Origin of the sequence: Pseudomonas xantholysinigenes, from assembly GCF_014268885.2 — a bacterium.
In the GTDB taxonomy this organism is placed as follows: Bacteria; Pseudomonadota; Gammaproteobacteria; order Pseudomonadales; family Pseudomonadaceae; genus Aquipseudomonas; species Aquipseudomonas xantholysinigenes.
In genome coordinates, this window is record NZ_CP077095.1 from 434,470 (window position 1) to 460,420 (window position 25,951).

24 protein-coding genes are annotated in these 25,951 nt (G+C 65.0%); 11 read left to right on the forward strand and 13 right to left on the reverse strand.

Going from position 1 to position 25,951, the window contains the following annotated elements:
- Positions 1 to 54: 54 nt before the first annotated feature.
- Positions 55 to 792, reverse strand: a complete 738-nt coding sequence (locus HU772_RS01935) for a ComFC family protein (RefSeq protein ID WP_186653430.1) — start codon at positions 790 to 792, stop codon at positions 55 to 57.
- A gap of 89 nt (positions 793 to 881) precedes the next feature.
- Here HU772_RS01935 and bioB point away from each other — a divergent pair, with 89 nt between their 5' ends.
- The 9 genes from bioB to HU772_RS01980 all read left to right on the forward strand — a co-directional run bounded on the left by bioB (position 882) and on the right by HU772_RS01980 (position 11,406).
- Positions 882 to 1,940, forward strand: coding sequence for a biotin synthase BioB (gene bioB / locus HU772_RS01940; RefSeq protein WP_186653427.1), 1,059 nt, complete (start codon positions 882 to 884; stop codon positions 1,938 to 1,940).
- Between the two features lie 2 nt (positions 1,941 to 1,942).
- Positions 1,943 to 3,115: an 8-amino-7-oxononanoate synthase gene (gene bioF / locus HU772_RS01945; protein ID WP_186653424.1), complete on the forward strand. Its 1,173-nt coding sequence runs from the start codon at positions 1,943 to 1,945 to the stop codon at positions 3,113 to 3,115.
- Positions 3,108 to 3,839 carry an alpha/beta fold hydrolase gene (locus tag HU772_RS01950; protein WP_186653422.1) on the forward strand — a complete coding sequence of 244 codons (732 nt, stop codon included), beginning with the start codon at positions 3,108 to 3,110 and terminating at the stop codon, positions 3,837 to 3,839. Before bioF ends, HU772_RS01950 begins: the two co-directional genes overlap by 8 nt.
- Positions 3,832 to 4,659: a malonyl-ACP O-methyltransferase BioC gene (gene bioC, locus HU772_RS01955; RefSeq protein WP_186653420.1), complete on the forward strand. Its 828-nt coding sequence runs from the start codon at positions 3,832 to 3,834 to the stop codon at positions 4,657 to 4,659. Before HU772_RS01950 ends, bioC begins: the two co-directional genes overlap by 8 nt.
- Before the next feature lies 1 nt (position 4,660).
- Complete coding sequence (bioD, locus tag HU772_RS01960) at positions 4,661 to 5,341, forward strand: dethiobiotin synthase (protein ID WP_186653418.1); 681 nt, start codon at positions 4,661 to 4,663, stop codon at positions 5,339 to 5,341.
- 148 nt (positions 5,342 to 5,489) lie between these two features.
- Positions 5,490 to 5,789, forward strand: coding sequence for a pyrroloquinoline quinone biosynthesis protein PqqE (locus HU772_RS01965; RefSeq protein WP_186653416.1), 300 nt, complete (start codon positions 5,490 to 5,492; stop codon positions 5,787 to 5,789).
- A gap of 249 nt (positions 5,790 to 6,038) precedes the next feature.
- A complete protein-coding gene (locus HU772_RS01970; protein ID WP_186653414.1) occupies positions 6,039 to 7,844 on the forward strand; it encodes a phenylacyl-CoA dehydrogenase in 1,806 nt (601 codons plus the stop codon).
- A 362-nt stretch (positions 7,845 to 8,206) separates the two neighbouring features.
- A complete protein-coding gene (locus HU772_RS01975) occupies positions 8,207 to 9,490 on the forward strand; it encodes a GGDEF domain-containing protein (RefSeq protein ID WP_186653411.1) in 1,284 nt (427 codons plus the stop codon).
- 137 nt (positions 9,491 to 9,627) lie between these two features.
- Entirely contained in the window at positions 9,628 to 11,406 is a 1,779-nt protein-coding gene (locus HU772_RS01980; protein ID WP_186653408.1) for an acyl-CoA dehydrogenase C-terminal domain-containing protein, read from the forward strand.
- A gap of 335 nt (positions 11,407 to 11,741) precedes the next feature.
- On the opposite strand, the gene HU772_RS01985 is transcribed toward HU772_RS01980, so the two are convergent.
- A complete protein-coding gene (locus HU772_RS01985) occupies positions 11,742 to 12,665 on the reverse strand; it encodes a LysR family transcriptional regulator (RefSeq protein ID WP_186653405.1) in 924 nt (307 codons plus the stop codon).
- A gap of 209 nt (positions 12,666 to 12,874) precedes the next feature.
- On the opposite strand from HU772_RS01985, the gene HU772_RS01990 reads away from it, so the two are divergent.
- Positions 12,875 to 14,152 (forward strand): aspartate aminotransferase family protein, encoded by a 1,278-nt coding sequence (locus tag HU772_RS01990; protein ID WP_186653402.1) that lies wholly within the window; start codon positions 12,875 to 12,877, stop codon positions 14,150 to 14,152.
- A 171-nt stretch (positions 14,153 to 14,323) separates the two neighbouring features.
- A complete protein-coding gene (locus HU772_RS01995) occupies positions 14,324 to 14,482 on the forward strand; it encodes a YqaE/Pmp3 family membrane protein (protein WP_009681539.1) in 159 nt (52 codons plus the stop codon).
- A gap of 127 nt (positions 14,483 to 14,609) precedes the next feature.
- On the opposite strand, the gene HU772_RS02000 is transcribed toward HU772_RS01995, so the two are convergent.
- The 11 genes from HU772_RS02000 to HU772_RS02050 all read right to left on the reverse strand — a co-directional run bounded on the left by HU772_RS02000 (position 14,610) and on the right by HU772_RS02050 (position 25,705).
- Positions 14,610 to 16,448, reverse strand: a complete 1,839-nt coding sequence (locus HU772_RS02000) for a S9 family peptidase (protein ID WP_186653399.1) — start codon at positions 16,446 to 16,448, stop codon at positions 14,610 to 14,612.
- The gene (gene pqqE / locus HU772_RS02005; protein ID WP_186653396.1) at positions 16,414 to 17,562 is read right to left on the reverse strand and encodes a pyrroloquinoline quinone biosynthesis protein PqqE; all 1,149 of its coding nucleotides are present in this window, start codon (positions 17,560 to 17,562) and stop codon (positions 16,414 to 16,416) included. The genes HU772_RS02000 and pqqE overlap by 35 nt, the downstream gene beginning before the upstream one ends.
- Positions 17,534 to 17,809 (reverse strand): pyrroloquinoline quinone biosynthesis peptide chaperone PqqD, encoded by a 276-nt coding sequence (gene pqqD / locus HU772_RS02010; protein ID WP_186653393.1) that lies wholly within the window; start codon positions 17,807 to 17,809, stop codon positions 17,534 to 17,536. The genes pqqE and pqqD overlap by 29 nt, the downstream gene beginning before the upstream one ends.
- On the reverse strand, positions 17,806 to 18,561 hold the full coding sequence (gene pqqC / locus HU772_RS02015) for a pyrroloquinoline-quinone synthase PqqC (protein WP_186653390.1): 756 nt from the start codon (positions 18,559 to 18,561) through the stop codon (positions 17,806 to 17,808). Before pqqC ends, pqqD begins: the two co-directional genes overlap by 4 nt.
- Positions 18,562 to 18,694: 133 nt before the next feature.
- On the reverse strand, positions 18,695 to 19,606 hold the full coding sequence (gene pqqB / locus HU772_RS02020; protein WP_186653382.1) for a pyrroloquinoline quinone biosynthesis protein PqqB: 912 nt from the start codon (positions 19,604 to 19,606) through the stop codon (positions 18,695 to 18,697).
- A 79-nt stretch (positions 19,607 to 19,685) separates the two neighbouring features.
- Positions 19,686 to 19,757 carry a pyrroloquinoline quinone precursor peptide PqqA gene (gene pqqA / locus HU772_RS02025; protein ID WP_003243383.1) on the reverse strand — a complete coding sequence of 24 codons (72 nt, stop codon included), beginning with the start codon at positions 19,755 to 19,757 and terminating at the stop codon, positions 19,686 to 19,688.
- Between the two features lie 168 nt (positions 19,758 to 19,925).
- Positions 19,926 to 22,211, reverse strand: coding sequence for a pyrroloquinoline quinone biosynthesis protein PqqF (gene pqqF, locus HU772_RS02030; protein WP_186653379.1), 2,286 nt, complete (start codon positions 22,209 to 22,211; stop codon positions 19,926 to 19,928).
- Between the two features lie 197 nt (positions 22,212 to 22,408).
- The gene (locus HU772_RS02035; protein WP_186653378.1) at positions 22,409 to 23,191 is read right to left on the reverse strand and encodes a carbon-nitrogen hydrolase family protein; all 783 of its coding nucleotides are present in this window, start codon (positions 23,189 to 23,191) and stop codon (positions 22,409 to 22,411) included.
- Between the two features lie 15 nt (positions 23,192 to 23,206).
- Entirely contained in the window at positions 23,207 to 24,889 is a 1,683-nt protein-coding gene (locus HU772_RS02040; protein WP_186653375.1) for a flavin monoamine oxidase family protein, read from the reverse strand.
- A gap of 162 nt (positions 24,890 to 25,051) precedes the next feature.
- Positions 25,052 to 25,366 (reverse strand): helix-turn-helix domain-containing protein, encoded by a 315-nt coding sequence (locus HU772_RS02045; protein WP_186653372.1) that lies wholly within the window; start codon positions 25,364 to 25,366, stop codon positions 25,052 to 25,054.
- A 63-nt stretch (positions 25,367 to 25,429) separates the two neighbouring features.
- Positions 25,430 to 25,705: a hypothetical protein gene (locus tag HU772_RS02050; protein ID WP_437182414.1), complete on the reverse strand. Its 276-nt coding sequence runs from the start codon at positions 25,703 to 25,705 to the stop codon at positions 25,430 to 25,432.
- Positions 25,706 to 25,951 lie beyond the last annotated feature (246 nt).

Consider the following 25,951-nt stretch of genomic DNA (forward strand, 5'->3'; position numbering starts at 1 on the left):
CAGGATTCGGGGTTGCGGCAGGTCCCGAGACGTTGCCGCCCGTCTGCGCTCAAGTCAAGCCTGGCCCGGCCTGGGCGTGCGGGCCAGGCAGTAGATATCCACACGCTGGGCGCCGGCCTTGCGCAACAGCTGGGCGATGGCCTGCGCGGTGGCGCCGGTGGTCAGCACATCGTCGACCACCGCCAGGTGCAGGCCCTCGACCTGCGCGCCGGGCAGCAAGGCGAAGGCCTGGCGCAGGTTGCGCCGTCGCGCCTGGGCGCCCAGGGCCTGCTGGGCCGGCGTGTCGCGCGAGCGTACGAGCAGGTGCTCGTCGCACGGCAGGTTCAAGTGCCGGGCCAGCCAGCGGGCCAGCATCGCCGCCTGGTTGAATCCACGCTGGCGCAGTCGACGCCGAGCCAGGGGCACGGGCAACAGCCGGTCGGGGCGCGACAGGCCCTCGCTGTAGTGATGTTCGAGGGCGTGCCCGAGCAACTGTGCCAGCAGCCGGCCCAGCGGCCATTGGCTGTTGTGCTTGAAACGACTGATCAAGGTATCGACCGGAAAGCGGTATTCCCAAGCCGCGATCACCCGGTGAAACGGCGGTGAGCGGCGCCGGCAGCTGTTGCAGGCAAGGCCGCTCATCGCCAGCGGCAAGGCGCAGCGCCGGCATTGATCCCTCAGCCACGGCAACTCCTGCTCGCAGGCCATGCACAGTGCATAGGGTTGCTGGGCGAGCTCATCACAAAGCAAGCAGGTTTGATTGATATTTAACCAGTTGTAAACCAGTGTCTTTATGTTTGGTTGACAGTTCATGGGCCTTCCGTGACTATGCGAGCTATCCGTGATGCGCTGACAGGCTTCACTGTCCCGGCGCCAGCTTCAGCCTAAACAAGGAAACGCCGATGAGCGCCAGCACAACTGCAACAACACGTCACGACTGGTCCCTGGCCGAGGTCAAGGCGCTGTTCCAGCAACCGTTCAACGACCTGCTGTTCCAGGCGCAGACCGTGCACCGCGCGCACTTCGACCCGAACCGCGTGCAGGTTTCGACGCTGCTGTCGATCAAGACCGGCGCCTGCCCGGAAGATTGCAAATATTGTCCGCAGTCCGGTCACTACAACACCGGGCTGGAAAAACAGAAGCTGATGGAAGTGCAGAAGGTGCTGGAGGAGGCCGCCCGGGCCAAGGCCATCGGCTCTACCCGTTTCTGCATGGGTGCGGCGTGGAAGCACCCGTCGGCCAAGGACATGCCCTACGTGCTGGAAATGGTCAAAGGGGTCAAGGCCATGGGCCTGGAAACCTGCATGACCCTCGGCAAGCTCGACCAGGAGCAGACCCAGGCCCTGGCCCAGGCCGGCCTGGACTACTACAACCACAACCTCGACACCTCGCCGGAGTTCTACGGCAGCATCATCACCACCCGCACCTACGGCGAGCGTCTGCAGACCTTGGCCTACGTGCGCGATGCCGGGATGAAGATCTGCTCCGGCGGCATCCTCGGCATGGGCGAGTCGCTGGATGACCGCGCAGGCCTCTTGATCCAGCTGGCCAACCTGCCCGAGCACCCGGAGTCGGTGCCGATCAACATGCTGGTCAAGGTCGCCGGCACGCCGCTGGCCGAAGAAGAAGACGTCGATCCATTCGACTTCATCCGCATGCTGGCCGTGGCGCGGATCCTCATGCCCAAGTCCCACGTGCGCCTGTCGGCCGGTCGCGAGCAGATGAACGAGCAGATGCAGGCGCTGGCGTTCATGGCCGGGGCCAACTCGATCTTCTACGGCGAGAAGCTGCTGACCACCGCCAACCCGCAGGCCGACAAGGACATGCAGCTGTTCGCCCGCCTCGGTATCCAGCCCGAAGCCCGCGAAGAACATGCCGACGAGGTGCACCAGGCGGCCATCGAGCAGGCCCTGGTCGAGCAGCGCAGCAGCGAGCTGTTCTACGACGCAGCCTCGGCCTGAGCATGGCCTTCGACCTCGCCGCGCGGCTGGCCGAACGGCGTGCCGCCGACCTATATCGTCAGCGTCCGCTGCTGGAGAGCCCGCAAGGGCCCGAGGTGGTGGTCGACGGCCAGCCGTTGCTGGCCTTCTGCAGCAACGACTACCTGGGCCTGGCCAATCACCCTGAAGTCATCAAGGCCTGGCGCGACGGCGCCGAGCGCTGGGGTGTCGGCGGTGGCGCATCGCACCTGGTGATCGGCCACAGCACGCCGCACCACCAGGTGGAAGAGGCATTGGCCGAACTGACCGGGCGCCCGCGGGCGCTGCTGTTCTCCACCGGCTACATGGCCAACCTCGGTGCCATCACCGCGCTGGTGGGGCAGGGCGACACGGTGCTGCAAGACCGCCTCAACCACGCGTCCCTGCTCGATGGCGGGCTGCTCAGCGGCGCGCGCTTCAGCCGCTACCTGCACAACGACCCCGGCAGCCTGGCCAGCCGCCTGGACAAGGCCAGCGGCAACACCCTGGTGGTCACCGATGGCGTGTTCAGCATGGATGGCGACTGCGCCGACCTGCCGGCCCTGGCCGAGGCGGCACGGGCCCGCGGCGCCTGGCTGATGGTCGACGACGCCCATGGCCTGGGCACGCTCGGCGCCAATGGCGGCGGGCTGGTCGAGCATCACGGCCTGGGCCTGGAGGATGTGCCGGTGCTGATCGGCACGCTCGGCAAGGCCTGTGGAACTTCCGGCGCCTTCGTCGCCGGTAGCGACGAACTGATCGAAGCGCTGGTGCAGTTCGCCCGGCCCTACATCTACACCACCAGCCAACCCCCAGCGTTGGCCTGCGCCACGCTCAAGGCCTTGGCGTTGCTGCGTGGCGAAACCTGGCGGCGCGAGCACCTGGCCGCGTTGATCAAGCAGTTCCGCGCCGGCGCCGAGCAGATCGGCCTGACCTTGATGGACAGCCACACGGCAATCCAGCCGATCCTGATCGGCGATGCCGCTCGGGCCATGGCGTTGTCGCGCAAGTTGCGCGAGCGCGGGTTGCTGGTCACCGCGATCCGACCGCCAACCGTGCCCGCCGGCAGCGCGCGCCTGCGGGTAACCCTGAGCGCCGCCCACAGTGAGGCGCAGGTGCAGCTATTGTTGAATGCATTGGCCGAGTGTTATCCACAGCTGGAGTCCGCCGATGCGTAACCGACTGATCCTCCTGCCCGGCTGGGGCCTGGGCTGTGCTTCCCTCGAACCGCTGGCCGCCAGCCTGCGCGCCCAGGACCCTCGCCTGCAGGTCGAGTTGATGCCCCTGCCGGAGTTGGCCGACAGTGATGTCCAGGCCTGGGTCGACCATCTGGACCGCAAGCTGCCGACCGATGCGTGGCTGGGCGGCTGGTCGCTGGGCGGCATGCTCGCCAGTGCCCTGGCGCACAAGCGCGGCGACCACTGTTGTGGCTTGCTCACGCTGGCCAGCAACCCCAGTTTTGTCGTCCGTCCGGACTGGCCCCATGGCATGCCGGTCGACACTTTCGGCACCTTCCTCGACGGTTGCCGCAGCCATACCCAGGTGACCCTCAAGCGTTTCCGCTCGCTGTGCAGCGACGGCGCGCAACAGCCGCGTACCTTGTTGCGCCAGCTCGGCGTGGGCGTACCAGATACCGACCCGCTGTACCTGGCCACCGGGCTTGAAGTCCTGGCCAAGCTGGACACCCGCACCGCCCTGGAGCAATACGGCGGCCCGCAGCTGCACCTGTTCGCCGGCAGCGACGCGCTGGTGCCGGTGGAAGCGGCCAAGGCCCTCAGCGACCTGTTGCCGGACGTGGAAGTCGGCCTGGTCGAAGACAGTTCCCACGCCTTCCTGCTGGAATATCCCCAGGAGCTGGCGGCGGGCATCAAGAGTTTCCTGCATGAGAGTGGCGATGACTGACCTTTCCCACCCAACCCTGCCCGGTGCCCTGCCGGACAAGCGCCAGGTGGCGGCTTCGTTCTCCCGCGCGGCGGCCAGCTACGACAGTGTCGCGGCCCTGCAGCGCGCGGTGGGCATGGCCTTGCTCGACAAGCTGCCCGATGGCTTGGCGCCTGCGCGCTGGCTCGACATGGGCAGTGGCACCGGGCACTTCAGCCGAGCCCTGGCTGAGCGCTTCAACGATGCCAGCGGTGTGGCCCTGGACATCGCCGAAGGCATGTTGCGCCACGCCCGCGAGCAGGGCGGCGGCGCGCATCAGCATGTGGCCGGCGATGCCGAGCGCCTGCCGTTGCGCGATGCCAGCGTCGACCTGCTGTTCAGCAGCCTGGCCGTGCAGTGGTGTGGCCAGTTCGCCAGCGTGCTGGACGAGGCGCAACGGGTGCTGCGCCCGGGCGGCGTGCTGGCGTTCAGCAGCCTGTGCGTGGGCACGCTGGATGAACTGCGCGCCAGTTGGCAAGCGGTGGACGGCATGGTGCATGTCAACCGTTTCCGCCGGTTCGAGGACTACCAGCGGTTGTGCGGCGCAAGTGGCTTGCAGGTGCTCGAGCTGGAGCGGCGTGCGCATGTCCTGCATTACCCCGATGTCCGCAGCCTGACCCATGAGCTCAAGGCGTTGGGCGCCCATAACCTCAACCCTGGGCGCCCTTCCGGGCTCACCGGGCGGGCGCGGATGCAGGGTTTGCTGGATGCCTATGAACAGTTCCGCCAGGCGCAAGGCCTGCCTGCCACCTACCAGGTGGTCTACGGCGTCCTGCGCAAACCGTTGGACGGGGAGCCGTGACATGAGCCAGGCCTATTTCATTGCCGGCACCGATACCGATGTCGGCAAGACCACCATCGCCGCAGGCTTGCTGCATGCGGCGCGGCAGTTGGGGTTGAGCACGCTGGCGGCCAAGCCGGTGGCGTCCGGCTGCGTGGTGACCGCCAAGGGGCTGCGCAATAGCGATGCCCTGGCGTTGATCGACGAAAGCTCGGTCAAACTGCCTTACGAAGCGATCAACCCCTTCGCCTTCGAGCCGGCGATCGCCCCCCATGTGGCGGCCCGCGAGGCCGGGGTGGCGTTGAGCGTGCCGGCATTGCGCGATGCCATGCAACAGGTGCTGGCACAGCACGCCGATTTCACCCTGATCGAGGGTGCCGGTGGCTGGCGCGTGCCGTTGTCCGACCATGCCAACCTGTCCGACCTGGCCATTGCCCTGAAACTGCCGGTGATCCTGGTGGTGGGAGTGCGCCTGGGCTGCATCAACCACGCCTTGCTCAGTGCCGAGGCCATTGCCCGGGATGGGCTGCAGTTGGCCGGTTGGGTGGCGAATATCGTCGATCCGCGCACGGCGCGGCTGGAGGAAAACCTGTCCAGCTTGGCCGAGCGCCTGCCGGCGCCGTGCCTGGGGCGGGTGCCCTGGCTGAAGGCGGCGGCAGCGGCTGCGGTGGCCGAGCATCTGCAGTTGGACCTGTTGGACTAGTGTCCTGCCGGCGAACCCGCCAAGATCACGATTTACATCATTCGATTCTATTGGATGGCACTAGGCTATTAGCGATTTAAACGGGCCTTTTGCCGGATCTACTGCTTTAATAAGGCCTGTTCACTATCCAGCGTCACGGAGTCCTGACATGGAAATCAATGCAAGCTCCGCCTTCTACGCGGGCCTTGGTGCCATCCAGGCCGGGCAGAATCGCGTCGACCAGGCAGCCCAGCAGATCGCCAGCGGCGCGGTCGAGCGCGGCGAGGCGGGCGGCCAGGCCAGCCAATTCCAGGCAGAACGCTTGCGCGGCGTCGATCGCAGCCAGCAGATGGACCTGGCTACCAGCACCGTGCAACTGGCCCTGGGCAAGCAAGAAGTCGAACTGGGCGCCAAAGTCGCCAAGGCTTCGGACGAAATGCTCGGTCGTTTCATCGACACCTACGCCTGACTGATCGACCCTTCTGACACACATCGCGGGGCAAGCCCGCTTCCATTCGTGGGGGCGGGCCTGCCCCGCGATGCGTTTGAGGGTGTCTGGCGTAAATGTCATGTTCGGCGGCATAAATGACACCGTTAGCCCTCCTTGACAGCGAGGCCACCTAAACGTAAGTTTCAAACAACTGTTTGACCGAAAGCCGCCAAGAGCTGGTCGGTATCCGCGGTCTCCCCACCGAACTCATCACAGAGGTTCATCGCAATGCCTGATTACAAAGCCCCCTTGCGTGATATCCGCTTCGTCCGCGACGAGCTGCTCGGCTATGAGGCGCACTATCAGAGCCTGCCGGGCTGCCAGGACGCCACGCCCGACATGGTCGACGCGATCCTCGAGGAAGGCGCGAAATTCTGTGAAGAGGTGCTGGCCCCGCTGAACCGTGTCGGTGACCTGGAAGGCTGCACCTGGAGCGAGTCGGGCGTGAAGACCCCGACCGGCTTCAAGGAAGCCTACAAGCAGTTCGTCGAAGGTGGCTGGCCGAGCCTGGCCCATGACGTCGACCACGGCGGCCAAGGCCTGCCCGAGTCGCTGGGTCTGGCCCTGAGCGAAATGGTCGGCGAGTCGAACTGGTCGTGGGGCATGTACCCGGGCCTGTCCCATGGCGCGATGAACACCATCTCCGCCCACGGCACCCCCGAGCAGCAGCACACCTACCTGACCAAGCTGGTCTCCGGCGAGTGGACCGGTACCATGTGCCTGACCGAGCCGCACTGCGGCACCGACCTGGGCATGCTGCGCACCAAGGCCGAACCCCAGGCCGACGGCAGCTACAAAGTTTCCGGTACCAAGATCTTCATCTCGGCCGGTGAGCACGACATGGCCGACAACATCGTCCACATCGTCCTGGCCCGCCTGCCCGATGCACCGGCCGGCACCAAAGGCATTTCGCTGTTCATCGTGCCGAAGTTCCTGCCCAATGCCGAAGGCGGCATCGGCGAGCGCAACGGCGTGAGCTGCGGCTCGCTCGAACACAAGATGGGCATCCACGGCAACGCCACCTGCGTGATGAACTTCGACGCCGCCACCGGTTACCTGATCGGCCCGGCGAACAAAGGCCTGAACTGCATGTTCACCTTCATGAACACCGCTCGCCTGGGTACCGCGCTGCAAGGCCTGGCCCACGCCGAAGTAGCGTTCCAGGGTGGTCTGAAGTACGCCCGTGACCGTCTGCAAATGCGCTCGCTGACCGGTCCGAAAGCGCCGGACAAAGCCGCAGACCCGATCATCGTCCACCCAGACGTGCGTCGCATGCTGCTGACCATGAAGGCTTTCGCCGAAGGCAACCGCGCGATGGTGTACTTCACCGCCAAACAGGTGGACATCGTCAAGTACAGCCAGGACGAGGAAGAGCGCAAAAAGGCTGACGCCCTGCTGGCCTTCCTCACCCCGATCGCCAAGGCGTTCATGACCGAAGTCGGCTTCGAGGCCGCCAACCACGGTGTGCAGATCTACGGTGGCCACGGCTTCATCGCCGAGTGGGGCATGGAGCAGAACGTGCGCGACAGCCGTATCTCGATGCTGTACGAAGGCACCACCGGCATCCAGGCCCTCGACCTGCTTGGCCGTAAAGTGCTGATGACCCAGGGCGAGGCGCTCAAGGGCTTCACCAAGATCGTCCACAAGTTCTGCCAGGGGCAGGAAGGCAACGAGGCCACCAAAGAGTTCGTCGAGCCATTGGCCGCGATCAACAAGGAGTGGGGCGAGCTGACCATGAAGATCGGCATGGCCGCCATGAAGGACCGCGAGGAAGTCGGCGCCGCTTCGGTGGACTACCTGATGTACTCCGGCTACGCCTGCCTGGCTTACTTCTGGGCCGACATTGCCCGCCTGGCCGCCGAGAAGCTGGCTGCCGGCACCAGCGAAGAGGCCTTCTACACGGCCAAGCTGCAGACCGCGCGCTTCTACTTCCAGCGCATCCTGCCGCGCACCCGCAGCCACGTCGCGGCGATCCTGTCCGGCGCCAACAACCTGATGGCGATGAAGGAAGAAGACTTCGGTCTGTCCATCTAAGCCAGCCGGTTGCACAAAAAACCGCCTGCCCTCACCGGCAGGCGGTTTTTTTTCGCCTGGGCTTTACGCTCCCCCTGTAGGAGCGGCCTTGTGTCGCGAAAGGGCTGCAGAGCAGCCCCAGGATTTCGATGTGAACGCAGAAAATGCTGGGGCCGCTTTGCGCCCTTTCGCGGCACAAGGCCGCTCCAGGCCCCGTGTAAACAGGAAGAATCCTACCCGGTGTCGCATCCAGTAACGAGAAAGTCTCAAGCTTCGCCCCTGATCTGCCGTTAAAGCGGCCATCTGTACTCATCTATTCATGTGCACTGCCGATGAAGTAGGGGCACAATGCCATTATTGATCTGCCGGGTCGGAGATTACCCTTGTTTCGTCTATCCGCTGTACGCGCGAGCCACTTCCTGCCTTCGCTGATTCTGTTGCTGGCAGGGCTTGCGGCAGCCTACGTGAGAGACCTCAGTGTCTTCTTCACGTCGCTGTTCAACGTTCTACCCACCTTGGTCCTGTTGCTGGGCGGCGCCTACTGCGCGGTGTACCGCCGCCAGCGTGAACTGTTCCTGATGGTCACGGTGTACATCGCCTACTTCCTGCTCGATACCCAGACCGACTTCTACCGTGACAATGGCCGGGTCCGCGAGGATGCCGCGGTGATCTTCCACCTGGTCTGCCTGTTGCTGCCGGCCTTGTACGGGCTGTATGGCGCCTGGCAGGAGCGTACCCACCTGGCCCAGGACCTGCTGGCGCGATTCGCCGTGCTGTTCGCCGTGGGCAGTGTGGCGCTGGCCCTGGAACAGAGCTTCCCCGAGGCGTTGCTGACCTGGCTGGCGGAGATCCGCTGGCCATCGTTGCACGGCCAGTGGATGAGCCTGATCCAGCTGGCCTACCCGCTGTTCCTCGCGGTGTTCATCCTGCTGGTGGTGCAGTACCTGCGCCAGCCCCGGCCCTTGCATGCGGCGCAGATCATCGGCCTGGTCGGGATCTTCTGGATGCTGCCCAAGACCTTCATCCTGCCGTTCACCCTGAACATCATGTGCAGCCAGGTCATGCTGATGATTGCCGCGGCGGTATCCCACGAGGCTTACCAGATGGCGTTTCGCGACGAGCTGACCGGGCTGCCGGGGCGCCGGGCGCTGAACGAGCGCATGCAGAGGCTGGGGCGCAACTACGTGATCGCCATGACCGACGTCGATCACTTCAAGAAATTCAACGACACCCACGGCCACGATGTCGGTGATCAGGTGTTGCGCCTGGTCGCCAGCCGGCTGTCCAAGGTGACCGGTGGCGGGCGCGCCTACCGTTATGGCGGCGAGGAATTCGCCCTGGTGTTCGCCGGCAAGACCGTCGAAGAGTGCCTGCCGCATCTGGAGTCGGTGCGCGAGATGATCGCCAACTACGCGATCCAGCTACGCGACCAGAACAGTCGCCCCCAGGACGATTCCGCAGGCCGGCAACGCCGCGGCGGTGGAGCCAGCAGCACGGTCTCGGTGACCATCAGTATCGGCGTCGCCGAGCGCCAGGTGGAGCACCGCAATCCCGACGAAGTGCTCAAGTCCGCCGACCAGGCGCTCTACAGCGCCAAGGGCGCGGGGCGTAACTGCGTGATGAGTTTTGGCCAGCAATCACGGCGTGGTGCCGTGCGCATGGCCTGATTGCGGGTGTGACCACATAGGACTATTCAGTCGCATGATGACCCTATGTCTCGGAAAAGTTGTTCGGTTACACTGCGGGTCATCCCAGTGCCGCGGCCCTCGACGGGCCGCCCCGACCCCGATAGCGAGAGGTTGTCATGGCTGAATATAAAGCGCCCCTGCGCGATATGCGCTTCGTCCTCAATGAAGTCTTCGACGTGGCCACACTCTGGTCGCAACTGCCGGGCCTGGCCGAGGCGGTCGACGCCGACACCGCCATGGCGGTACTGGAAGAAGCCGGCAAGGTCACGGGCAAGTCCATCGCCCCGTTGAGCCGCGCCGCCGACGAGGAAGGCTGCCACTGGGACAATGGCGCGGTGCGCACCCCAGCCGGTTTCATCGAAGCCTACCGGACCTACGCCGAGGGTGGCTGGGTCGGCGTCGGCGGTGACCCACAATTCGGTGGCATGGGCATGCCCAAGGCCATCTCGGCCCAGGTCGAGGAGATGGTCAACGCCTCGAGCCTGTCCTTCGGTCTGTACCCGATGCTCACCGCCGGCGCCTGCCTGTCGATCAACGCCCATGCCAGCGAAGCGCTCAAGGAGCAGTACCTGCCGAACATGTACGCGGGTGTCTGGGCCGGCTCGATGTGCCTCACCGAGCCACACGCCGGTACCGACCTGGGGATCATCCGCACCAAGGCCGAACCGCAGGCCGACGGTAGCTACAAGGTCAGCGGCACCAAGATTTTCATCACCGGCGGCGAACACGACCTCACCGAGAACATCATTCACCTGGTGCTGGCCAAGCTGCCGGACGCCCCGGCGGGCCCCAAGGGTATTTCGCTGTTCCTGGTGCCCAAGTTCCTGGTCAACGCGGACGGCAGCCTCGGCGCGCGCAACCCTGCTACCTGTGGCTCGATCGAGCACAAGATGGGCATCCAGGCCTCGGCCACCTGCGTGATGAACTTCGACGAAGCCGTCGGCTACCTCGTCGGCGAGCCGAACAAGGGCCTGGCGGCGATGTTCACCATGATGAACTACGAGCGCCTGGGCGTGGGTATCCAAGGCCTGGCTTCGGCCGAGCGTTCCTACCAGAACGCCGTCGAGTACGCCCGTGACCGCCTGCAGAGCCGTGCGCCGACCGGCCCGCAAGCGAAAGACAAGGTGGCTGACCCGATCATCGTCCACCCGGACGTGCGCCGCATGCTGTTGACCATGAAGGCGCTGATCGAAGGTGGCCGCGCCTTCTCCACCTACGTGGCCATGCAGCTCGACAGCGCCAAGTACAGCGAAGACGCTGCTACCCGCAAGCGCAGCGAAGAGCTGGTGGCGCTGCTGACCCCGGTGGCCAAGGCCTTCCTCACCGACCTGGGCCTGGAGTGCACCGTGCACGGTCAGCAGGTATTTGGTGGCCATGGCTACATCCGCGAGTGGGGCCAGGAGCAACTGGTGCGCGATGTGCGGATTACCCAGATCTACGAAGGCACCAACGGCATCCAGGCCCTGGACCTGGTCGGGCGCAAGGTGGTGGCCAGCGGTGGCGCCTACTACAAGCTGTTCGCCGACGAGATCCGCCAGTTCATCGCCACTGCCGACAGCGACCTGGGTGAGTTTACCAAGCCGTTGGCGGCGTCCCTCGACCAGCTCGATGAGTTGACGGCCTGGCTGCTGGACCAGGCCAAGGGCAACCCCAACGAGATCGGCGCGGCCTCGGTCGAGTACCTGCAGGCGTTCGGCTATGTCGCCTACGCCTACATGTGGGCGTTGATGGCCCGCGCGGCCAAGGCCGGCGAGGGCGATGCCGAGTTCTATGGTGCCAAGCTGGGCACGGCGCGTTTCTACTTCGCGCGTCTGCTGCCGCGGGTGCACTCGCTGGTGGCGTCGGTGAAGGCTGGCAGCGAGTCGCTCTACCTGCTGGACGCTACCCAGTTCTAAGCTGTCTGCTGGCTGGTTGACAGCCGCGCGGTCCAGGCCGCTCTTGCCGAGGATGCGATCCGTCGGTGGGAGTGGCCTTTTGCGTTAAGGCACTCCTGTTTGTGGATGCCCCTTTTTTGTAAGCATTCTCTTACATTGCGTGGTGACTTTTCGCCTCTTTCCTAAGATTGGATCCACGGTTAATCTTTGTCACATGGACGTAGCGCAGGACGCGCAATGGACAGAACAGGGACACGCAAGGATTGCCTGCCAGGGAGGCGGGACGATAGGGATGTCAAAGGGAAACAGTCTGGAGAACCCCGCTTAGGCGGGGTTTTCTTTGTGCGCGTGATTTGTCAGCCGAGCACGTCCAGCGGCGAGACACCCAGCGGCCGGGTGTCGATCTCTTCCTCGAGCAGGGCGCGCAGCAGCTCCACCGAGGCCTGCTGGCGTTGGGCGTCGCGAAACACCAGGCCAACCTTCAAGGGTACCCGCGGCTCGCTCAGCGGTTTCCACAGCAGTTCCTGGTCGTCCTGGGCGGCATCCTTGGCCCGGCCGGGCAGGATGGTCGCGAGCGCGGTATGCGCCAGGCTGTCGAGAATCCCCGCCATGTTGTTCATCTCGGCTTGCACCTGTGGCCGGCGGCCCTGGTTGGCCAGCTGTGTCTTCCAGATCTGGCGGATCTGGAACTCCTCGCCCAGCATCAGCATGGGCAGTTCCGCCGCCTGGCGGATCGAGACCTTCTTGAAGTCCTTCAGCGGGTGGGTCTTGGGGATGACCAGTTGCAGTTCGTCTTCGTACAGCAGCAGCCCATGCAGCCCAGGCTGACGCGGGGGCAGGTAGCTGATGCCGATGTCCAGGCTGCCATTGAGTAGCCGCCGCTCGATTTCCGACCCCGACAGTTCATAGATCTGCACCACCAGGTGCGGCTGGGCCTTGCGCACCCGTTCCAGCAACTGCGGTACCAGGCTGGGCCGCACGGTCTGCAGCACGCCGATGGCCAGGGTACGCAGCGACTGCCCCTTGAAGTTGCGCATGGCCTCGTGGGCTCGCTGCAGGCCTTCGAGCAAGGGGCCGGCGTGGTTGTACAGGGTATGGGCGGCCAGTGTTGGCAGCAGGCGCTTGTTGCTGCGCTCGAACAGGTTCAGGTCGAGGCTGTGCTCCAGTTGGCGGATCTGCTGCGACAGGGCCGGCTGGGACAGTGACAGGCGCTCGGCGGCGCGGCCGACGTGGCCTTCTTCGTAGACCGCGACGAAGTAACGCAGTTGGCGAAAATCCATAACTATTACTTATCGAAAAAGCTGGAAAAACGAAATGGCCGCAAACCGGCTCGGCGCCTAGTCTATCGCCGTATTCCAGAGGGTTACAGCGCTGATTGAGGCCATTGTTACCCGGGATGAAAAACACTTTTGATAGGCAAGGCAAAATATCCACTCCGGCGTCGATCGGAGGCCTTGACCGCCTCGCACCGTGATTGGCTGGAGCCCCGATGAACCTGTTCAACCTGCGCCGCTCGGCCGCCGCCGTCGCCGAGCCAAAGCGTGCCCCGGCACTGCTGCCGGCCACCGCGCAGCCTAGCCGCGAGCGGCTGATGCCCGGCGCCGAGCGTGCGGCACAGATGTTCGTGCGTGGCCAGGGCTCGTGGTTGTGGGACAGCGAGGGGCACGCCTATCTGGATTTCACCCAGGGCTGCGCAGTCAACAGCCTGGGCCATAGCCCGAACGTGCTGGTCAAGGCGCTGGGCAACCAGGCCCAGGCTGTGATCAACCCCGGCGTGGGCTATCACAGCCGCGCATTGCTGAGCTTGGTCGAGCGACTGTGCCAGAGCACCGGCAGCGACCAGGCCTACCTGCTCAACAGCGGTGCCGAGGCCTGCGAGGGCGCGATCAAGCTGGCGCGCAAATGGGGGCAACGCTACCGCAACGGCGCCTATCACATCATCACCGCCAGCCACAGCTGCCATGGCCGTAGCCTGGGCGCGCTGTCGGCCTCCGATCCGTTGCCGTGCAACCGCTGCGAGCCAGGTTTGCCGGGTTTCAGCAAAGTGCCGTTCAACGACCTGGCTGCGCTGCATGCCGCGGTCGACTCGCGCACCGTGGCGATCATGCTCGAGCCGATCCAGGGCGAGGCAGGGGTGATTCCGGCCAGTGTCGACTACCTCAAGGGGGTCGAACAGCTATGTCGTGAACTGGGCATCCTGCTGATCCTCGACGAGGTGCAGACCGGAGTCGGGCGCTGCGGAGCATTGCTGGCCGAGCAGACCTATGGTGTGCGCGCCGACATCATCACCCTGGGCAAGGGCCTGGGCGGTGGCGTGCCGTTGGCGGCGCTGCTGGCGCGGGGTACTGCCTGCTGCGCCGAGCCCGGTGAACTGGGCGGCAGTCATCACGGCAATGCGCTGATGAGCGCGGCTGGGCTGGCGGTGCTCGAGACCGTGCTGGAACCGGGCTTTTTCGAGCAGGTAATGGACAGTGGTCGGCACCTGCGCGATGGCTTGAGCCGCCTGGCAGGCCGCTATGGCCAGGGCGAGGTGCGCGGCCAGGGGCTGCTCTGGGCCTTGCACATGCGCGAAGCGCAGGCGGCCGCGCTGGTCGAGGCCGCCTTGCACGAAGGGCTGCTGCTCAATGCCCCGCAGGCTGATGTGCTGCGCTTCTCGCCGGCGCTGACCGTGAGCAAGGGCAATATCGACGAGATGTTGCTGCGCCTGGCCCGTGCCTTTGCCCGACTGCATGCCCAGCAGTACAACCGCCGGGAGATGCCGGCCTGACCGGCCTACAGAATTTCAACGAACCGTCTCGCGTTCCTGCGCATCGCCCCTGGCCTGAAATACTTGGCTCGGGGCGTTTTTTTTGTCTGTCGCACGGTGCCGGCATTATCGCAGGGAACCTCTGCGAAGCGAGGCTAGTCTGTGATGAGACACCCTCAAGGAGCGCATCGCATGGATTTCATTCGTATCATCATCGCCATCATCCTGCCGCCGCTGGGCGTGTTCCTTCAGGTTGGCTTTGGCGGGGCATTCTGGTTGAACATCCTGCTGACGCTGCTGGGGTATATCCCCGGGATCGTGCATGCGGTGTATATCATCGCCAAGCGCTAGGGGAAACGCGGCCCCTGTAGGAGCGGCCTTGTGCCGCGAAAGGGCTGCAAAGCAGCCCCAGGATCTCAGCGGCAAGGCAGATGTCGCTGGGGCCGCTTCGCGGCTTTTTCGCGGCACAAGGCCGCTCCTACAGGGATGGCGTTGCCTGGCCTAGCAACCGGCAGTAGAACTTCCACTCCTCCTCCAGCGCATGCGCCAGATTCGCCGCCTGGCGAAAGCCATGCCGCTCGCCTGGGTAGAAATGCCCCTCGGCCTGGATGCCGTTGGCCTGCAGTGCCTCAAGCATCGAGCGGGTCTGCTCCGGCACCACCACCGCGTCCAGTTCGCCCTGAAAAAAGATCACCGGTACCTGGATTTGCCCGGCATGCAGCAGCGGCGTGCGCTGGCGATAGCGTTCGGCATCCTTAGTGGGGTCGCCGATCAGCCAGTCGAGGTAATCCCCTTCGAACTTGTGGGTGGCTTGTCCCAGCGCCACGGGGTCACTGACCCCATAAAGGCTAGCGCCACCGCGAAACACCGAATGGAAGGCCAGGGCGCATAGCGTGGTGTAGCCGCCCGCGCTGCCGCCACGGATGAACGCCTGGCGCGGGTCGATCAGGCGCTGTTCGGCGAGGTGGGCGACCACCGCGCAAGCATCCTGCACATCGTACTCGCCCCAGTGCAGGTGCAGCGCCTGGCGGTAGGCGCGGCCATAGCCACTGCTGCCCCGGTAGTTGAGGTCGGCGACGGCGAAGCCACGCTGGGTCCAGTACTGGATGCGTGGGTCGAGCACCGGGTAGCAGGCCGAGGTCGGGCCACCGTGGATGAACACGACCAGGGGCGATGGGCCGGCGCTGTTCATGGCGGGATAGAAGAAGCCATGGGCCACGCCATCGCCGCCGGAGTAGCTGATGGGGTGTGGTTGGCTGATGCGCCCGGCGGGCAGCACCTCGGCGCCACCGGCCAGCACTCGCACTTCATGGCTGTGTAAGTCGATGGCGATGACAGCGGCGGGGCTGATCGGCGAGGCGGCGATGGCATAGATGCAGTCGGCATCCAGGGCCAGGCTGCGAAAGCGGGTGTAGGCGCTGGCGTAGCGCTGCATTTCGCCGCAAGCCGTGCGCAGCCCCAGTTGCCCGAAGCCGTCTTCGAACCAGCTGGCCAGGTAGCTGGCAGGCCCCAGCGCCAGCCAGGTACTGGGGCCCAGTTGCCAAGGGGCGGCGGCGTGGTCGGCTGCCGCCGCGGGCAAAGGCTGCCAGTGGCCGTCGATCTCGCCCCAGGGTTGCCAGAACCCTTGGCGATCCGACAGGCAGTACAAGCGCCCCTCGGTATCGAAGCGCGGTTGCTGCAGCGACTCATCCTGCCGGGCGATGCAACGTGCCGCCCCCCAGTTGCCAGCGCTGTCGCGCTCGCGGCACATCAGGCGGGTGCGTGTCCATGGTTGCGCGGGGCGATCCCATTCGACCCAGGCCAGGCGCCGGCCGTTGTCGCTCAGGCTTGGTGTGGCATAGAAATCGGCGCCTTCGGCGAGCACTTCGCGCAGGCCTGCGCCAAGCCTGACCAGTCGATGGGTCACCTGCTGGCCATGCTGCTCTTCCACGGCCAGCACCTGGCCGTCATGCCACAGCACATCGCCATACCGGCAGGTCGCATCGGCGGTTAGGGCATGCGGTGGCGAGCCATCCAGTGCCTGGTTATAGACCTGCTGGTCGCTCTCGTTGACGAACACCAGCCCGTCGCCACTCAGGCAGAAGCTGCCGCCGCCATACTCGTAGACCCGGCTGCGCACGCTGAAACCATCGGGCGTCAGGCAGCGCGCCTGCTGGTCACGCCAGTGCCAGATCCGGCAGGCGCCATCGGCGGGGCGGAATTCGTTCCAGAACAGCCCCAGCGCGCCGACCTTGAGTTCGGCGAAGTCGGTGCCGGCGGCTACCGCCTGGGCGGCGCTGAACTCAGCCACGGGCGATGACACGGGAGTTGCGTTCATTGCGGAAGGTCATCTGTTCGATCTCCAGCGTCGCGTGTTCGGCTTCCTCGCGGGCCTTGAGGATGATGCCGTGGTCGGGTGACTTGCCACACACCGGGTCGGCCTTGCTGGCATCGCCGGTGAGCATGAAGGCCTGGCAGCGGCAGCCGCCGAAGTCCTTTTCCTTCTCGTCGCACGAGCGGCAGGGCTCGGGCATCCAGTCATAGCCACGGAAACGGTTGAAACCGAACGAGTCGTACCAGATGTGCCGCAGGTCGTGGTCGCGCACATTGGGGAACTGCACCGGCAGCTGGCGCGCGCCGTGGCAAGGCAGGGCCGTGCCGTCGGGAGTGATGGTCAGGAACAGGCTGCCCCAGCCGTTCATGCAGGCCTTGGGGCGCTCTTCGTAGTAGTCCGGGGTGACGAAGATCAGCTTGCACGGGTGGCCTTCGGCCTTGAGCCTGGCGCGGTATTCGTTGGTGATGCGCTCGGCCCGTTCCAATTGCGTGCGGGTCGGCAGCAGGCCCAGGCGGTTCAGGTGCGCCCAGCCGTAGAACTGGCAGGTGGCAAGTTCGACGAAGTCGGCCTCCAAGGCCAGGCACAGCTCGATGATGCGGTCGATCTTGTCGATGTTATGCCGGTGGGTGACGAAGTTGAGCACCATCGGGTAGCCATGGGCTTTCACCGCACGGGCCATCTCCAGCTTCTGCGCGAAGGCCTTCTTCGAGCCGGCCAGCAGGTTGTTCACCTGCTCGTCGCTGGCCTGGAAGCTGATCTGGATATGGTCCAGTCCGGCCTGCTTGAAGGTGGCGATCTTTTGTTCGGTCAGGCCGATGCCGGAGGTGATCAGGTTGGTGTAGTAACCCAGGCGCCGGGCCTCGCCGATCAGCTCGGCGAGGTCCTGGCGTACCAATGGCTCGCCGCCGGAAAAACCGATTTGCGCGGCGCCCATTTCGCGGGCCTCGGCCATCACCTTGAACCACTGCGCGGTGCTCAGCTCCTGGCCCTGCGTGGCGAAGTCCAGGGGGTTGGAGCAGTACGGGCACTGCAGCGGGCAGCGGTAGGTGAGTTCGGCCAGCAACCACAGCGGCAGGCCGACCGGCACCTCAGGCGAGGGTGATCCAGTGTTCGGCACGGGCCACCTCCATGAATTGCTCGATGTCGTCAGCGACTTCGGGCACGCCGGGGAACTGCTGCTCCAGGTCGGCGATGATCGCCGCGACCGTGCGCTGACCATCGATCAGCCCGCCGATCAGGCCGGCGCTGTCGTTGAGCTTGATCATGCCTTCGGGGTACAGCAGCACATGGCCTTTCTGCGCCGGCTCGTACTGGAAACGATAGCCGGGGCGCCAGGCGGGTACCTGTTGACGGTCGAAACTCATAGGGTGATCCCCTTGTGCCAGACCCGCTCGCGGGTGACGCTGTGATAGGGCGGGCGGTTCAGTTCATAGGCCATGCTCATGGCATCGAGCATGCTCCACAGGATATCCAGCTTGAATTGCAGGATCTCCAGCATGCGTTGCTGGCCTTCGCGGGTGGTGTAGTGCTGCAAGGTAATCGCCAGGCCGTGTTCCACATCGCGCCGGGCCTGGCCCAGGCGGGTGCGGAAGTATTCGTAGCCGGTCGGGTCGATCCACGGGTAGTGCTGTGGCCAGCTGTCCAGGCGCGACTGGTGGATCTGCGGGGCGAACAGCTCGGTCAGCGAGCTGCTGGCCGCTTCCTGCCAGCTGGCGCGGCGGGCGAAGTTGACGTAGGCGTCGACGGCGAAGCGCACGCCGGGCAGCACCAGTTCCTGGCTGCGCAGTTGCTCGGGGTCCAGGCCCACGGCCTGGCCCAGGCGCAGCCAGGCTTCGATACCGCCGTCCTCGCCGGGGGCGCCGTCGTGGTCGAGCAGGCGCTGGATCCACTCGCGGCGTACTTCGCGGTCCGGGCAGTTGGCCAGGATCGCGGCATCCTTCATCGGGATGTTGACCTGGTAGTAGAAGCGGTTGGCCACCCAGCCCTGGATCTGCTCGCGGGTGGCGCGGCCCTGGTACATCGCCACGTGATACGGGTGGTGGATGTGGTAGTAGGCGCCCTTGGCGCGCAGGGCCTGCTCGAACTCGGCAGGGGACATCGGCGCAGTGTCATTCATCAAGCAGGTTCCTGTAGAACAGACCATCGGCTGTGCACGGATCCTGTGGGAACGGGTTTACCCGCGAATGCGGCAGTGAATCTTCCGAGGCATTCGCGGGTGAACCCGCTCCCACAGGGGCCGGGTACCAACTTCACAATTCGATGCTCATGCCATCGAAGGCGACTTCCACGCCGCGGCGCTGCACTTCGGCGCGCTCGGGCGAGTCTTCATCGAGAATCGGGTTGGTGTTGTTGATGTGGATAAGCACCTTGCGCTGGCGCGGGAAGCCATCCAGCACTTCGAGCATGCCTCCCGGGCCGTTCTGGGCCAGATGGCCCATCTCGCGACCGGTGCGGGTGCCGACGCCACGGCGCTGCATTTCATCATCCTCCCACAGCGTGCCGTCCACCAGCAGGCAGTCGGCGCCGTGCATCATCTGCAGCAGCTTGGCGTCGACCTGGCCCAGGCCCGGGGCGTAGAACAGCTTGCCGCCGGTGCGGGTGTCCTCGACCAGCAGGCCGAGGTTATCGCCCGGGTGCGGATCGAAACGGTGCGGCGAGTAGGGCGGCGCGGCGCTGCGCAGCGGGAAGGGGGTGAAGCGCAGGTTCGGGCAGGCGTCGATGACGAAGCTGCCTTCGAGCTCGATGCGGTTCCACTGCAGGCCGCCGTTCCAGTGGCTGAGCATGGTGAACAACGGAAAACCGGTGGTCAGGTCCTGATGGACCATGTCGGTGCACCACACCTGGTGCGGGCAGCCTTCACGCAGGCTGAGCAAGCCGGTGGTGTGGTCGATCTGGCTGTCGAGCAGGACGATGGCGTCGATGCCGGTGTCGCGCAGGGCACGAGCCGGCTGCATCGGCGCGAAGGCCTGGAGCTGGGCGCGGATGTCGGGCGAGGCGTTGCACAGGATCCAGTGCTCGCCGTCGTCGGACAGGGCGATGGACGACTGGGTGCGCGCCGTGGCACGCAGGGTGCCGTCGCGGTAGCCCTTGCAGTTGACGCAGTTGCAGTTCCACTGGGGAAAACCGCCGCCGGCGGCCGAGCCGAGAATCTGGATGTACATGGGCGCCCTCTGGAGCGGATATCGATGAGGCGAAAACGACGACGCCCCGGCGGGCCGAGGCGTCTGGTCGCGCAGCCGCTTAGCGGTTGGCGAAGTACATGGTCACTTCGAAGCCGATACGCAGGTCAGTGTATGCAGGTTTGGTCCACATGGGCGTGCTCCTTCCGGATGGGTTTGGGTGATCAGCTCATCATTGGGTCCTGCCCGCGGGCAGAGGTTCCATTGGCTGAGATTGCGCTATCTTACAAGAAAAATTTGTACCGAAAGGTTAATTATTCGAAATGCGCCGTTGCAGGCTTGGTAATAATCCAGGCCGATCTCAGTGCCATTGGTCGTCCGGGGCGGCGGCGTTGGCCAGGCACAGCCAGCCATGTTCGGCTGTCAGAAACTGTTGCAGTAGCGCGTCCAGATCTTCTTGCTCGACAGTCAGGATAGACCGTTGCATGTGAGACAGCCGGGGATTTTGTGTCGCCATATGTGCCTGCCAGGCCCAGTGGGCAACCTCGGCGTTGGTCATGGCGGCCTCGCTGAACTGTTCGGCCAGTTGCTGGCGGCTGGCTGGCACATTGTTCACCCCTTCCTGCAGCAACTGGATCAGATGCCCCAGGATCTCGCCCTGGCTGGCTTTGGGCGATTGCACGCCGAACAGCAGCCCGGCGAACCCCGCGACCTGGCGGAAGGCGCTGAACACCGCATAACCCAGTTGCAGCTCGACCCGCAGCCGCTGGTAGACCGGCCCTTGCAGCAGGTGGGCGAGCAGGCGGCCACTGGCCTGCTGGGTTTCTGGCAAGGGACAGAACAGCAGCAAGGCTGCTTCACTGCCCGGTGTGTGCACCTGATGCCAGTGACGCCCGCTGAAGGTCGGCCTGGCGGGTGGTTCGCCGGGCTGCCCGGGGATGGCCTGCAGCGCCGCACCGAGCGCTTCGAGGGTCGTCGGCTCGAAGCCAACGGCCAAGCCTTGCCAGCGAGCGTGTTGCCAGTGGGAGCCAGGCGCCGACAGCGCGGGATGTGTTTGTGCCGCAGCGGGTTGAAGGATGTCGGGTAGTGCCTTGAGCAGGGCGCGGATCGGCATTGGCGCCGGCTCGCTGGTCGATGGTGCTTGCCCAGGAGCATGGGGCGGCGTGCTGATCAGGCTTAGCGCTTCTTCCACGGCGTTCACCACGGCGAAGGGGTGGCCGGCCAGAAGCAATTGCCAATAGGCACCACTGGCCTCGAGGTCCAGTTGCAGCGTGGCGCGTTCCGCTCGCTCGCGCAGCGGCTGCAGGGCATGCTCGACAAAGGGCGGCACGCCGGCTGCCGAAGGCATGTGCCAGCGCAGGTAAAGGGTGGCGAACTGGCGCGAGGCGGGCAGGGCCTGGCTGACCGCCAGGCCTGCCGGCAAGGGCGCGCGCCGCGCCGGCAGGGCCGTGGCCAGCAGCGGTTCGTTCGCCGGCAATTGCCAGTGGCCGGCGGGGCCTTCAGGCAGATCGGCCAGCAGTGCGGTCAAGGCGGCCAACCCTTGCGAGTCCAGCGCGCTGTACGGTTGGCCCGCGCTGTCGCGTTGGGCCAGGTCCAGCGCGCTGGCGGCCTGCTCACGTCGTTGCTGCAGTTGCGCGAAGGCGGTGTTCAGGCGCTGGCCATCCTGTTGGCGAATGAAGCTGAGCCAGCTGTGCAGCAGTGTTCGCGCCTGCTCGGCGTTGGCATCGCTGTTCAGTTGCAGGCGTACGTGCCAGAGCAACTGGCCGGCGTGGCCGTACAGGCGCTGCGCCTTGCAGCTTTGCAGCCAGCCGCGCTGGCGCAACTCGCCCAGCCAGCCGCCTGGGCGGCTATCGGTGAGCAGGTCCAGCAGCAGCTCCAGCGCGTTCTGCGCCTGCTCCGGCAGGGCTTCGTGAGCGAACAGCAGGTCGTTGGTACTGGGCGAGCGCAGTGGGCCATCCAGTAGCCAGGGCGGTGGCGGCCTATCGACCGGGGCTGCGGTCTTGAACATGGCGCCAAAACGCCTGCCCAGTGCTTCGAGCGCCTCCAGAGACTGGGGCCCGGCCAGGCTCAGGGTGATTTGGCTGCCCTGATAGAAACGCTGGTGGAACCGCTTCAGCGCGCATTGGAACGCCGCGTCCCTCAATGGCAGGCTGTAGCGGTTGCCGGCATGAAAGGCACCTAGCGGATGGCCAGGCGCCACTGACTGGAGCAAGGCGAACTGGCGCTGTGCTTCGGGGTTGCGCGACCAGGCGATGAACTCTGCGTGAATCACCTCACGCTCTGGCTGCTGGCGTTCAAGGCCAAGGTCCGGTTCGGCCAGCATCTGGCACAAACGCTCAAGGCCGCTGGCCAGGGCTGCGGGTGGGACTTCAAAGAAGAAATCAGTGGTGCGCGCCTGGGTGCTGGCGTTGACTTGTCCGCCCAGGGCCTGCACATGACGCATCAGGCCATCGGCCAGGGGAAAGCGCTCGGTGCCGAGGAAAAACAGATGTTCGAGGAAATGCGCCAGGCCCGGCCATTGCGCGGGGGCGTCGTGGCTACCGGCCTGGACCCGCAGCGCCGCGGCGGCGCGCTTGAGGCGCGGGGCATGGCGCAGGGTCAGGTGCAGGCCATTGGCGAGGGAGATGTGGCGGAGGGTGTCGGGCATGCGGCAATGCTAGCGCGCAAGACGGCTGTTGTCTGCTCTGGCTCCCTGGACATGCGCAATGCCTGTGGGAGCAACTGTCTTGCTCAACTGCTAAAGCTAGCGGGGTCACTGTGGGAGCGGCTTCAGCCGCGAACACCGGTACAGCCGGTGCCAGGCAGCGCGTCGCTTGTCGGCGATGGGCCGCAAAGCGGCCCTGATCAGTGCAGGTCTCGGCGCAGGTCTTGCAGATAGGGAAATGCGTTTCGCCCAGTCACCACCCGCTCGCGCTCCAGGTCCGCCTGCAACTGGCATTCCTCGTGCCCGGCCATCGCCAGCAGGCTACCGTCCGGGCCGATGATGCTGCTCTGCCCGCAGTAGTGGATCTCACCCTCGCTGCCGCAATAGTTGGCATACACCAGGTAGCACTGGTTCTCCTGCGCCCGGGAGCGCACGGTCACCTGGCAGACGAAATCGTAGGGGGCCATGTTCGCCGTCGGCACCAGGATCAGCTCGGCACCGGCCAGGGCCAGGCGTCGGGCATTCTCCGGGAATTCGATGTCGTAGCAGATCAGCAGGCCGACCCTCCAGCCATCCAGTTCGACCACCGGGAAGTGGTCGGGCCCTGGGCTGAACATCGAGCGGTCCAGCTCGCCGAACAGGTGGGTCTTGCGATAGTTGCACAGGTTGCGGCCATGGGCGTCGATCAGTTGCACGCTGTTGTAGATCGCACCATCGTCGGCTCGCTCCGGGTAGCCATAGACGATGGCGATCTGCTGCGCCTGGGCAATCTCCACCACGCGCATCGCCGAAGGGCCGTCAGCGGCCTCGGCCAGGCGTTCCACCTGGTCCAGACCGATGTTGTAGCCGCTGAGGAACATCTCCGGGCACACCAGCAGCTTGGCGCCATGAGCGGCGGCCTGCTGGGCCTGGTGCTGCAGGCGTTCGAGATTGCCGGGCACGTCCAGTGGGCCGGGCGTCCCCTGGAACAGGGCGATGCGCATGGGCTACTCCTTCGCTCAGTCGGCCAGGGCGATCGGTCCGATCTCGTGGAACACATCGCCCGGGCCGGGGTTGTCCGAGTGGGTCTTGCCACCGAAGTGGTTGATGATACCCCACACGGCGTTGAGCGAAGTCTGCACCGCGCCTTCGACCCAGGCCGGGGTCCACGACACGTCGTCGCCGGCGATGAAGATGCCGCGCTGCTCGGCCGGCATGTCGGCCTGCATGAAGTGCGCGTACATGCGCTGGTTGTAGCGGTAGTGGCCCGGCAGCGCGCCCTTGAAGGCGCCGAGGAAGTGCGGGTCGGCCTCCCAGGAAATGGTGATCGGGTCGCCGATGATATGCCCGGCGATATCGGTTTTCGGGTAGATCTTCTTCAGCGCGTCGAGGGCCAGTTGCACACGCTTTTCGGTCGGGTGCGGCAGCATCTTCAGGGCGTCGCTCATCCAGGCGTAGGACAGGCAGATCACCCCGGGCTTGTCGTCGCCGTTGTCGAACAGGTAGGTGCCACGGGTCAGGCGATCGGTGAGGGTCATGCTCATCAGGTCGCGACCGGTTTCCGGGTCCTTGTCCTTCCAGAACGGCCGGTCGACCATGACGAAGGTCTTCGACGACTGCATGTAGCGGGTTCGGTCCAGGGCCATCCACATCTTCTGCGAGAACAACGATTCCTCGCAGTCGATCTGGGTAGTCAGCAACCAGCTCTGGCAGGTGGTGAGCACTGCCGCGTAGTGGCGCACGTCACCGTAGTTGTCGGTGACCGCCAGGCGACCGTCGGCGGCCCGGGCGATACGCTTGACCCCGGCGCGCGGCGCGCCGCCGTGCAAGGTCTTGAGGCTGGTGCCGGCCGGCCAATGGGCGCAACGCTCCGGCACATGGCGCCAGATCCCTTGCGGTACCTGCTCGACGCCACCGACCACCAGGTGCTGGTGATCGTCGCAGTTGGTCATCACCACGCGGAAGATTTCCAGCATCGAGTTGGGGAAGTCCGAGTCCCAGCCACCGGTGCCGAAGCCGACCTGGCCGAATACTTCGCGGTGCTGGAAGCTGAGCTTGGCGAACGAGCGCGAGGTGGCGACGAAATCGTAGAAGGTGCGGTCGTCCCACAGTGGCACCAGCTTGTTCCACAGGTCTTTCAGGCGCGGTACATCGCGGTCGCGGATGGCTTGCTGGATATCGCCGAACTGCGCACCACTTTCCAGGGCGTCGGCCCAGGCGTCGGCCACTTCATGGAACAGTTGCGGCAGGTCGGCGGATTTCTCGGCGTAGTAGGTCTGGCCTTCGAGGTCGATCACCGTGCTGCCCGAGGCGGGTGTCAGCGGGTTGGGGAAGGGCTTGGTCTCCAGGCCGAGCTTGTCGACGTAGTGATAGAACGCCGTGGACGACACCGGGAAACGCATGCCGCCCAGCTCGGCGACGATGCCGTCGGTACCGTTGAATGCTTGCGAGCGCAGCCGACCGCCGAGTTTGGAGGCCTCGTAGACGACGGGCTTGAGGCCTAGCTTCATCAATTCGTAGGCCGCTACCAGCCCGGCGATGCCGCCACCGACAATCGCCACTTCCTCGCCATGCCGCGCCTGGGGAATGCTGCCCAGGCCGGCTGGGTGTTCCAGCCAGTCATCGAAGGCGAAAGGGAAGTCCGGGCCGAAGATGGTGATGGGTTTCTTGCCGTCGGCGGGGTGGCGGTTGTTCTTGTTCATGTAATGACCTTGCCAGGGAGGCTGCGCAGGGGGCGGAGCCTGAGTATAGAAAATGCCTGGTGGCCATTTTATGAAGTGCGCTGTTCGTAATTAAGAGACAGAGTGGCGTCGTTATGTAATTTATTTCGTCGTAATGACTGTCATTGGTTGAGAAATGACGACTCAGTCCAGGGCTGCGAGGTGCTCGACGGTTTCCGGGAATTTCTGCACCAGGCGAATCAGTGCGACGGCCTGGGCGTTGGGCTTGGAGCGCCCTTGCTCCCAATTTTCGAGGGTGCGTGCATTGGTGCGCAGGTAGCTGGCGAAGACGGCGCGCGACATGTTGAGGCGCTGGCGCAACTCGATGAGTTCGTCAGGTGCGAGGGGAGGCAGGGCCTCGAACGCGACCTTGTGCGAGCGCAGGGTCAGTTTGCCGGTACGCGCCTCGGCCAGGGCTTCGAAGCCTTCGGTGAGTTCAGTGAAGATGTTGCGTGGCATTGGTCGTCCTCATCAGGTATTCGCGATCCAGCAATTGTTTCAGTACCTGGCATTGGTGTGGTGTCAGGTCGTCCTGGACGGTCTTTGCGTACAACGTGAAGAGCCAGAACTGCCGCCCGGCGGACCACCAGTGGTGATGATCCGTATGCCGCCGCGCTTGCCTGCGTGGCGCAAGGCATTGGCAAAACGCATCTTCCTGAGGCCGCCGGTTCCCCTGATGACATCGCCGACATGGGGATACAGGAGCAGCAGTTGTTGCAAGGAACGGAAGTCTGCGTCGTCGAGGTACTGGCTGCGGTAGCGCTCGAACGCGGGCAGCTCCACGAATAGTGCGTCCATAGTTTTGTACGTCGTTCGCGTATAGTTTGTGAGGGGGGCTGCGTGTCAAGCAGAGGTGCTGGTATCAGCCTAATCGCCGATGAGAGGTCGGTGCCGGGAGGAGGGTTGCTGGATATGTCTCGGGTTGGCGGGGGTAAGGGAGGACTGGTCGGGTAACGCCCCTGAATACGCAGGATTCGCTAATCATTTCCTACAGTCGAGGGTTTGATCGAGACCTATCCTACGGGGCTTGTCGTTCAGGTCCGA